Annotated in this window: 2 pseudogenes; both read left to right on the top strand. The window is 64.5% G+C overall.

What is annotated here, in order from left to right:
- Positions 1-240, top strand: a pseudogene (locus ENZ75_RS33980) (ABC transporter ATP-binding protein); the annotation flags it as partial.
- Positions 237-456: pseudogene (locus ENZ75_RS33975) on the top strand (ABC transporter permease); the annotation flags it as partial. The pseudogenes ENZ75_RS33980 and ENZ75_RS33975, both read left to right, overlap by 4 nt.

The raw sequence follows: 456 nt of genomic DNA, 5'->3' as shown, positions 1-456 counted from the left end.
ACCCACAGCATCGAGGAAGCGATTTTTCTCTCGGACCGGGTGGTGGTGCTGAGCGCCCGGCCTGGCCGCGTCGCCAAGGAATACCGCGTGCCGTTCCCACGGCCGCGTTCGCTGGAGATCATGGCGACGAAGGAGGTCTTCGACCTCACCAACCGGATCAAGATGGACATTGTCGGCGAACGCACGCGGCCAAAAGCCCCGGAGCGCCCGAGCGCCGAAATCGTGAGGATCAGGCCGTGAGCGGGGGCGATGCCATTCCGGAATTCTCAAAGTCCAAGTCGGGCGCCAAGGCGGGCGACGGCCATGAGGTCAGCCTGACCAACCTTTCCGCCTTCGCCAGCGGCCCCGGCATCAAGTCGGGCAAGGAGGTGGCGGCCATTCTTGTCGTGGCGGTGATCATCATCGGCGGCATCGAACTGGCGCTGCGGCTGTTCCACGTGCCGCTCTATATCATGC

It is taken from the genome of Mesorhizobium sp. M7A.F.Ca.CA.002.04.1.1 (assembly GCF_004022805.1).
Classification (GTDB): Bacteria; Pseudomonadota; Alphaproteobacteria; order Rhizobiales; family Rhizobiaceae; genus Mesorhizobium; species Mesorhizobium ciceri.
Note: the sequence above shows the minus strand (reverse complement) of the source record. Positions and strands in the feature narration are given on the sequence as shown.